The 8,539-nt window shown below is 70.9% G+C and carries 9 protein-coding genes; 5 read left to right on the forward strand and 4 right to left on the reverse strand.

Annotation, left to right across the window (positions count from 1 at the left end):
* The first annotated feature begins 104 nt into the window (after positions 1–104).
* The 3 genes from ABD378_RS41745 (at position 105) to ABD378_RS41755 (ending at position 3,587) form a co-directional block, all read left to right on the forward strand.
* Positions 105–1,124: an SGNH/GDSL hydrolase family protein gene (locus ABD378_RS41745; RefSeq protein WP_344530303.1), complete on the forward strand. Its 1,020-nt coding sequence runs from the start codon at positions 105–107 to the stop codon at positions 1,122–1,124.
* A 181-nt stretch (positions 1,125–1,305) separates the two neighbouring features.
* The gene (locus ABD378_RS41750) at positions 1,306–2,526 is read left to right on the forward strand and encodes an acetyl-CoA C-acetyltransferase (protein ID WP_344530305.1); all 1,221 of its coding nucleotides are present in this window, start codon (positions 1,306–1,308) and stop codon (positions 2,524–2,526) included.
* A 233-nt stretch (positions 2,527–2,759) separates the two neighbouring features.
* Complete coding sequence (locus tag ABD378_RS41755) at positions 2,760–3,587, forward strand: hypothetical protein (protein WP_344530307.1); 828 nt, start codon at positions 2,760–2,762, stop codon at positions 3,585–3,587.
* Between the two features lie 49 nt (positions 3,588–3,636).
* Here the strand turns inward: ABD378_RS41755 and ABD378_RS41760 are convergent, their stop codons facing one another.
* Positions 3,637–3,948: a hypothetical protein gene (locus tag ABD378_RS41760; RefSeq protein WP_344530309.1), complete on the reverse strand. Its 312-nt coding sequence runs from the start codon at positions 3,946–3,948 to the stop codon at positions 3,637–3,639.
* Between the two features lie 102 nt (positions 3,949–4,050).
* Between ABD378_RS41760 and ABD378_RS41765 the strand changes: the two genes are divergently transcribed.
* On the forward strand, positions 4,051–4,281 hold the full coding sequence (locus ABD378_RS41765; protein WP_344530311.1) for a DUF4287 domain-containing protein: 231 nt from the start codon (positions 4,051–4,053) through the stop codon (positions 4,279–4,281).
* A gap of 82 nt (positions 4,282–4,363) precedes the next feature.
* Here ABD378_RS41765 and ABD378_RS41770 read toward each other — a convergent pair whose 3' ends face one another.
* From ABD378_RS41770 to ABD378_RS41780, 3 genes are all read right to left on the reverse strand, one after another.
* Positions 4,364–5,278: a Bax inhibitor-1/YccA family protein gene (locus ABD378_RS41770; RefSeq protein WP_344530313.1), complete on the reverse strand. Its 915-nt coding sequence runs from the start codon at positions 5,276–5,278 to the stop codon at positions 4,364–4,366.
* Between the two features lie 66 nt (positions 5,279–5,344).
* Positions 5,345–6,742: an MFS transporter gene (locus ABD378_RS41775; RefSeq protein WP_344530315.1), complete on the reverse strand. Its 1,398-nt coding sequence runs from the start codon at positions 6,740–6,742 to the stop codon at positions 5,345–5,347.
* 57 nt (positions 6,743–6,799) lie between these two features.
* Positions 6,800–7,978, reverse strand: coding sequence for a 4-hydroxybenzoate 3-monooxygenase (locus ABD378_RS41780; protein ID WP_344530317.1), 1,179 nt, complete (start codon positions 7,976–7,978; stop codon positions 6,800–6,802).
* Between the two features lie 145 nt (positions 7,979–8,123).
* Here ABD378_RS41780 and ABD378_RS41785 point away from each other — a divergent pair.
* Positions 8,124–8,539: helix-turn-helix domain-containing protein (locus ABD378_RS41785; protein ID WP_344530319.1), on the forward strand; the 416-nt coding region annotated here is incomplete at its 3' end.

Below are 8,539 nucleotides of genomic sequence, written 5' to 3' on the forward strand. Positions count from 1 at the left end.
GGGTCCCGTTCAGTCGTTCACCTCCGCTTGCGATTGGCCGACCGTCCTTACGGGGCAATGAGTTGATGTAGGGCGGTATGACTACGAGGAGGTGGCTGCAGGGCATGTCGAGGGCGAGGGTGGCGCGGCGGATCGCTGCGGGCGCGGCGTACGGCGGCGGAGGCATCGGGCTGCTCGGGGCGGCGGCCGTGGGAGTGGTCCTCGCCGAGGTGCAGCTGGCGAAGCGGACCGTCGGGAACAGCGGGGAGCATGCGGCTCCGCCACGGGCGGACGGACGCTACGGCTGGGGGTTCGCGGACCGGCCGGACGGCGCGGAGCCCTTGCGGTTCGCGATGCTCGGCGATTCGACCGCCGCGGGTCAGGGGGTGTACCGGGCCCGGCAGACTCCCGGCGCCCTGCTGGCCGCGGGGCTCGCCGCGGTGGCCGAGCGGCCGGTGGAGCTGCGGAACGTGGCGCTGCCGGGCGCCCAGTCGGACGACCTGGACCGCCAAGTGGCGCTGATCCTTTCCGAGCCTTCGTCCTGGGTGCCGGACGTCTGCGTCGTGATGATCGGCGCGAACGACGTGACGCACCGGATGCCCGCGACGCGTTCCGTGCGCCATCTGTCGGCGGCGGTGCGCAGGCTGCGTACGGCAGGGGCGGAGGTCGTGGTCGGGACCTGTCCCGATCTGGGGACGGTGGAGAACGTCTATCAGCCGTTGCGGTGGATGGCGCGGCGGGTGTCGCGGCAGCTGGCCGCCGCGCAGACGATCGGCGTGGTCGAGCAGGGCGGGCGGACGGTGTCGCTCGGGGACCTCCTTGGTCCCGAGTTCCTCGCGAACCCGCGGGAGCTGTTCGGTCCTGACAACTACCACCCCTCCGCGGAGGGGTACGCGACTGCTGCGATGGCGGTGCTGCCGACGCTGTGCGCCGCGCTGGGGCTGTGGCCGGAGGAGGAGCGCCCCGATGTGTCGCGGCGCGAAGGCTTCCTGCCGGTGGCCCGGGCGGCTGCGCAGGCCGCCTCGGAAGGCGGCACGGAGGTGGCGGCCGCGATGCCCACGGGGCCGCGGGGTCCTTGGGCCCTCCTCAAGCGCCGGCGCCGGCGGCGCATCCACGCCCCGGACCCGTCTCCGCTGCCGCAGTAGCCGGGCCCTGCGGGGGCGTCGACCCATGGCGCCCCCGCGGCACTCCCCGCGGCACCCCCGCAGGACTGAGCAAGCGCTTAGAAAAATGCGGCCCGCATCACAGTCCCCGCCCGATGACTGACCGCGATACGTGCAGGTAACTTCCCAGTGAGTCCTGCCCCCTCGTCACTGGAGTGCACGCATGCCCGAAGCCGTGATCGTCTCTGCAGCCCGCACCCCGATCGGCCGCGCCTTCAAGGGCTCCCTGAAGGATCTGCGCCCGGACGACCTGACCGCCACGATCATCGAGGCCGCCCTCGCCAAGGTCCCCGAGCTCGACCCGAAGCTCATCGACGACCTGATGCTCGGCTGTGGTCTGCCGGGCGGCGAGCAGGGGCACAACCTCGGCCGCATCGTCGCCGTGCAGATGGGCATGGACCACCTGCCGGGCTGCACCATCACCCGGTACTGCTCCTCCTCCCTGCAGACCTCCCGTATGGCCCTGCACGCCATCAAGGCCGGGGAGGGCGACGTCTTCATCTCCGCCGGTGTGGAGATGGTGTCCCGCAGCATCAAGGGGTCCAGCGACGGGCTCCCTGACACCCACAACCCCCTCTTCGCCGACGCCGAGGCCCGCACCGAGGCCGTCTCCAAGAGCGAAGGCTCCGACTGGCACGACCCCCGCCAGGACGGCCTGATCCCGGACGCGTACATCGCGATGGGGCAGACCGCCGAGAACCTGGCCCGCGCCAAGGGCGTCACCCGTCAGGACATGGACGAGTTCGGGGTCCGGTCCCAGAACCTCGCCGAGGAAGCCCTCAAGAACGGGTTCTGGGAGAGGGAGATCACCCCCGTCACCACCCCCGACGGGACCGTCGTCAGCAAGGACGACGGGCCGCGCGCCGGCGTCACCCTCGAAGGCGTCGAGGGCCTCAAGCCCGTCTTCCGCCCCGACGGCCGCGTCACCGCCGCCAACTGCTGCCCGCTCAACGACGGCGCCGCCGCCCTCGTGATCATGAGCGACACCAAGGCCCGCGAGCTCGGCCTGACCCCGCTGGCCCGCATCGTCTCCACCGGCGTCACCGGCCTCTCCCCCGAGATCATGGGCCTCGGCCCGGTGGAGGCGTCGAAGCAGGCCCTCTCCCGCGCCGGTCTCACCGTCGACGACATCGACCTCTTCGAGATCAACGAGGCCTTCGCCGCCCAGGTGATCCCCTCCTACCGCGACCTGAACATCCCGATCGACAAGCTGAACGTCAACGGCGGCGCCATCGCCGTCGGCCACCCCTTCGGAATGACCGGCGCCCGCATCACCGGCACGCTCATCAACTCCCTCCAGTTCCACGACAAGCAGTTCGGTCTGGAGACGATGTGCGTCGGCGGCGGCCAGGGCATGGCGATGGTCATCGAGCGCCTCAGCTGACCCTCAGGACCCTGCGGATCCCTCCCGTCTCCATTGATTCGTGACTCAATCTCCCCCAGGATGTGACCTATCTCCTGGGGGAGATGCATATGCCCAGGTCAGAGCACGTCTGTGGATAAACACCGGGCCGAAAGACCTGTCCAATTCGTGACGTAATGCACTGACAGGTGGATCGTGCAGGCTTCAAGCTGATGTAGGAAGTCGGGGGTCGACTTGAAACCGGGAGTACGTCAGTGAGCGCTTTGCCTCTTGCCTTGCTGCTCTCCACGGCCGCTGCCACGGCCGTGGGCGCCGCCGCCCTGCACGCCGTGCACGGGCTTCGGAAGCAGCTCGCAGAAATTACCGCCCTGCGCACCGAGCTGGCCCAGAGCCACTCGGCGACCGCACACGCCACCGTGCCCGCCGCCCGCACGACTCCGGACACCGACGAGATACGCACGGCTGTCGCCGAGGCACTCGCCGAGGAACGGGAGCGCGAGCTGGCCGAGGCGCGTGCCTTCTGGGCCGCCCAGGAAGCCCGTGACGCCTCTGACGCGCCCTCGCTCCTGAGCGGCCTGCCGGGCCTCTCCGACATGGCCGACGAGCTGTTCCTGCCCCGCCAGGCGGACTTCTCCGGCCTGGAGGCGGACAGCCTTGAGCCGGTCATCGAGCCGTACGCCGACCCGGCCGACGAGTTCGCGGGAGACTCCCCGGAGCTGGCCGCGGCCCGCCGCCGCCACCCCTCGCACCCGGATTTCGTGCCGGTGCAGTCCCCCGTCAACGGCGACCACGAGCGCACTGTCGCCTGTCTTGAGGAACTGGCCGACGCCCGCACGGCGCTCGCCGACGTCCGCCCGGGACCGCTCGGCACGCTGGACGTCTACGTCTTCACCGACGGCACGACGCTCTGCATGACCCCGGGCCACCGCGAGACCGCGGAGCTGCTCGCCGACGCCCTGCGCGACGGCCACGCCCCGGTCCTGCTCGGCGGCTCCGGAGTCTCCGGTGCCTACGCCCTGACCTTCGAGTGCGGCACCGAGAACGTCTACATCCTGGCGGACCGCGTCATCGCCTCGGTCTGACCGAAGCGACCCCGGCGCCCGGCCGGGGTCACACGTCACACCTCACACGTCAGACCCCGGCGCGCTTCTGCGCCTTCTCCACGAGCGTCAGCGCCTCCGCGAGCTGACCGGAATCCTCGAGCACAAGGGCCAGATCCCGCCCCGCGACCGTGATTTGGTCGGCCGCCGCGAACATCCCGGCGTCCGGCATCTCCCGGGGCTCCTCGTCCGGCACCTCGATCCGCTGCGCCCACGCCGCCAGTTCCCTGGCCAGAGCGAGCGCCTCGGTCGCCGCCCCCCGCTGCAGGCGACTCTGCGGTGCGGCCCGCAACCGGTCGGCGAATTGGTCCACTGCGGCCGTCAAAGGCGTCGTATCAAGCACCCGGCGACCTTATGCGCCCGGGCAGGACTGTTGCCAACGCCCCAACGCTCAGGCACGGTGGCGTGAAGGACGGAACACATCGCGACGCGTCCGGAGGCGCCGATGTCCCAAGTCTTCTCCGAGGAGACCCACCGCAATCTGCTCGCCCGCATCCCCCACTGCACCGGTCGTGAGATCTCCGACTGGATTCGCGCCGTGGACGAAGGCCCCTCTCTCTTCCGCTTCGAGGAGAAGGTCAGCTGGCTCCGCATGGAGCACAACCTGGCTTATGGGCACGCCAAGGCAATCATTCACGAGTACGACTTGCGGCGGGCTGCCCGCAAGCTGCTCTGACTCCCCCTGTCCCCTCACACACGGCGAAGGGCCCCGCGGAACATATGTTCCGCGGGGCCCTTCGTTGATCTGATCAGCCGCGTCAGTCGTTGCCCTGCAGGATGGCGATCAGGCGCAGGAACTCGAGGTAGATCCAGACGAGCGTCATCGTCAGACCGAACGCCGCGAGCCAGGCCTCTTCCTTCGGAGCGCCGTACGCGATGCCGTCCTCGACCTGCTTGAAGTCCAGGGCAAGGAAGCACGCGCCGAGCAGGATGCCGACGATGCCGAAGACGATGCCGAGGCCGCCGCTGCGGAAGCCGAGGCCGTCACCGCCGCCGAAGACCGCGAACAGCAGGTTCACGGCGGTCAGGAGCAGGAAGCCCATCGCCGCGGCCATCACGAAGCCGTAGAAGCGACGGTTGACGCGGATCCAGCCCGCCTTGTAGGCGACGAGGACACCGACGAAGACGGCCATCGTGCCGAGCACGGCCTGCATGGCCGCGCCGTCCGCGATGCGGTTGTCGACGATGCTGGAGACGACGCCGAGGAAGACACCTTCCAGGGCGGCGTACGTCAGGATCAGCGCGGGCGATGCCTTGCGCTTGAAGGCCTGCACCAGGCCGAGCACCATCGCGACGAGGCCTGCGCCGATCGCGATGCCGAACGACTTGCTGATGTTGGCGTCGTCCACCGGCAGCAGCGCCCAGGCGAGCGCCGCCGTGACCAGGAGCGTGCCGAGCGTGGTGGCCGTACGCATGACGACGTCGTCCATCGTCATACGGCCGGCGGTGGTTACGGGCGCCTGGGGGGCGCCGTGCTGCAGGTCCTGCTGGGCGTACGGGTTCGTCGCGTACGGATTGGCGGGCGCCTGCTGGCCGGCACCCGCGTACGGGTTGCCCTGCTGGGTCTGCGTCCCGACTGCGGGTCCCCCGGCCTGCGGCTGCGTGCCGAAGCCCGCGTAGCCGTTGTCGCGGCTGAACCCCCGTCGCGAGAAGACCGGGTTGCTGCTCCTCATTTCACTCCTCCATGGCCACCGTGCGTGGCTTTGGGTCAAGAGTAATGCGTAGGCAAAAGGAAGACCCTAGTGCTTGGGGAGGATCTTTCCCTCCTTGTGACCAAGAACGACCGGCCCGGTGCTCTCTGTTCCCGCTGAGGCCGTGGATCCACCCTCGTCGGCCGGGGTGCGGCGGCTGCGCCGGACGAGTGGCACCAGCGAGATCGCGACGGCTCCGAGCACGGCGGCCACGGCGAACGTGGTGAATCCGAGGGACGCGTTTCCGCCGGAGACGACGGCGCCTCCCAGCCACGGTCCGACGACCGCGCCGGTGCGCCCGACGCCGGTGATCCAGCCGAGCCCGGTGGCGCGCTGGGCGGGCGTGTAGACGGAAGGGGCGGATGCGTAGACCATCACCTGCGCCGAGAAGAGCCAGATGCCGGTCATGAAGACGATCACGTAGGCGACGCCCAGGGGCAGCTCGGCCCTGAGGAGGAAGGTTCCGCAGGCGGTGAGCAGGAACCAGATCGCGGAGATCCGCACGGCGCCGAACTTGTCCGCCATCCGCCCCGCGACGAGCATGCCCACGATGCCGCCCGCGTTGATCACCATGAGGAAGGTGACGGAGGAGGAGAGGGAGTAGCCGGAGGCGCGCATCAGCTCGGGGAGCCAGGTGGAGACCCCGTAGACGAGGAGGAGCCCGGCGAAGGAGGCGAGCCACAGGAGCGGGGTCGCGAACCGCTGGCCGGGGCCGAAGAGCGAGGCGACGGCGGCGAAGCGGCCCTTGGCGCCCGCCTCGGGGGCTTCGGCGAGCGTCGGGGACGGCAGCAGGTACCGGGCGGCGACGGCCTCGGCCTCGCTGGTGCGGCCCTTGGAGAGCAGCACGCCGGGCGATTCGGGCAGCCACTTCAGTACGAGGGGGATGGCGACGGCCGCGGGGATCACACCCGCCCAGAAGACGACGCGCCAGCCGTGGTCGGGCCCGAGCCAGAGTCCGAGGCCCGTGGCCGCCATGCCGCCCGCGTGGTACGAGGTCATCATCAGGCCGGTGGCGAGGGCGGCCCTGCGCCGCGGCGCGAACTCGGCGACGATCGCGAGGCTGATCGGCATCAGACCGCCGAGCCCGAGCCCGGCGATGAACCGTCCGCCGCCGAAGACGGCGGCGGTGGGCGCGAGCGCGCAGATGGCGGAGCCCAGCGAGAACAGCGCGACGCTGCCCGTGACCATCGGCTTGCGGCCGATCCAGTCGGTGAGGGTGCCGCAGCCGAGGGCGCCGATCAGCATGCCGAAGGTGGTCCAGGAGCCGATGGTGCCCGCGGTCGACGCGGTGAAGCCGAAGCCCTTGTCGTCGATGAGGTGCGGCATCACGGCGCCGTAGATGTTGACGTCCATGCCGTCGAAGAAGACGACGAGCCAGCACAGGGCTATGACGGGGGCGACGGATCTGAAGGTCCGCTGGGGCGCGGCGCCTTGGGGAGCGGTCACGGGGCTCTCACTTCTTTGTGGAGTGGGGACGTTCCGGGGGACGGAGGTGCGGCGGGCTCAGTCGAGGGGGAAGCCCGTGTAGCTCTCGGCGAGGTCGGTCTCCGCCGAGCGAGCGGTGGTGATGCGGTCCAGCTGAGCGAGCTGGATACGGTCGTCGAAGGGGGTGGCTTCGGGGGCGCGGTGCAGCATCGTGGTCATCGCGTACGAGAAGCGCTCGGCCTGCCAGACGCGGCGCAGGCAGGTCGCGGAGTACGCCTCCAGGCGGGCGTCGGAGCCGGTCTCGCGGTACTCGACGAGCGCGCGGGCGAAGGTGACGACGTCGCCGACGGCGAGGTTGAGGCCCTTCGCGCCGGTGGGCGGGACGATGTGGGCGGCGTCCCCGGCGAGGAAGACGCGTCCGTGCCGCATGGGCTCGTGGACGTGACTGCGCATGGGGGTGACGGACTTGGAGGTGATGGGTCCGCGTTTCAGCGTCCAGGCCGGGTCGTCCGTCTCCAGGCGGCGGTCCAGCTCGTCCCAGATCTCCTCGTCGCCCCAGTCGGCGGCGTCCGTGCCCGCGGGGACCTGGAGGTAGGCGCGCGTGACCGTGGGCGAGCGCATGGACAGGAGCGCGAAGCCGCGGTCGTGGCGGGCGTAGACCAGCTCGTCGTGCGAGGGCGGCACGTCGGCGAGGATGCCGAGCCAGCCGAAGGGGTACGTCCGCTCGAAGACCCGTGAGACATCGGCGGGCACGGCCTTGCGGGCTACGCCCCAGGAGCCGTCGCAGCCCACCACGTAGTCGCACTCCAGGACGTCCTCGCGGCCCTGGTGGCGGAAGCGGACGCGCGGGCTCTCGCTCTCGGCGCCCTCGACGGCCAGCGCCTCGGCCTCGAAGAGCAACGGGCCCCCGGCGGCGAGCTGGAGGGCTATGAGGTCCTTGCAGACCTCGGTCTGGGCGTAGACCATCACGGACCTGCCGCCGGTCAGCGCGGGGAAGTCGACGCGGTGCCTGCGGCGGTCGAAGCGCAGCTCGATGCCGTCGTGCGGGATGCCATCGCGGTCCATGCGGGCGGCGGCGCCCGCCTCGCGCAGGACGTCGACGGTGCCCTGCTCCAGGATCCCGGCGCGCTGGCGCTGCTCCACGTAGGGGCGGTCCCGGGTCTCCAGGACGACGGAATCGATGCCGGCGTTGTGCAGCAGGCGGGCGAGAAGCAGGCCCGCCGGTCCGGCTCCGATGATTCCGACGGTGGTGCGCATCGGCCGACCCCTCCACTTGTTCGTCTGGTGAACTTTCGTTCATAATGTGCTGACGGGAGTCTCCGACTGGACCCAGCGGCTGTCAACGGTTGCGGGGCATCCACTTCCGGGGCATCCGTTTCCCACCCGTGCGAGGAGCGGCGCCATGCCAGAAGAGTCCGTACGCCCCCTGGAGCGCGGCCTCGCGGTGCTTCGCGCCCTCGCGGTCGCCGACCAGGCCAGGGCGGGCGACCTGGTCCGCGCCACCGGCCTGGCCCGTTCGACGGTGGACCGGGTCGTGGCGACCCTGGCCCGCATCGGCTACGTACGCGAGCACGGCCAGGAACTCCACCTCACGCCCCGCCTGATGGAGCTCGGCAACGCCTACCTCGCGGCGAGCGGGCTCAGCGGCGAGGTCGCGGCGCGCACCGCCCGGCTCGCGGACGAGCTCGACGAGTCGGTGTCCCTCGCGGTGCCGGACGGCGACGGCGTCCGCTTCGTCACGCAGGCCGCGCGGCGCCGCGCGATGTCGGTGGCCTTCCGCATCGGCGATCTGCTGCCCGCCGAGCGGTGTGCGCCGGG

It is taken from the genome of Streptomyces rectiviolaceus, from assembly GCF_039533825.1.
Classification (GTDB): Bacteria; Actinomycetota; Actinomycetes; order Streptomycetales; family Streptomycetaceae; genus Streptomyces; species Streptomyces rectiviolaceus.

Coding starts and splice junctions, on each gene's coding strand:
- ABD378_RS41770 (WP_344530313.1), bottom strand. CDS start 5,278: ATGAGGAGCAGCAACCCGGTCTTCTCGCGACGGGGGTTCAGCCGCGAC.
- ABD378_RS41745 (WP_344530303.1), top strand. CDS start 105: ATGTCGAGGGCGAGGGTGGCGCGGCGGATCGCTGCGGGCGCGGCGTAC.
- ABD378_RS41750 (WP_344530305.1), top strand. CDS start 1,306: ATGCCCGAAGCCGTGATCGTCTCTGCAGCCCGCACCCCGATCGGCCGC.
- ABD378_RS41765 (WP_344530311.1), top strand. CDS start 4,051: ATGTCCCAAGTCTTCTCCGAGGAGACCCACCGCAATCTGCTCGCCCGC.
- ABD378_RS41780 (WP_344530317.1), bottom strand. CDS start 7,978: ATGCGCACCACCGTCGGAATCATCGGAGCCGGACCGGCGGGCCTGCTT.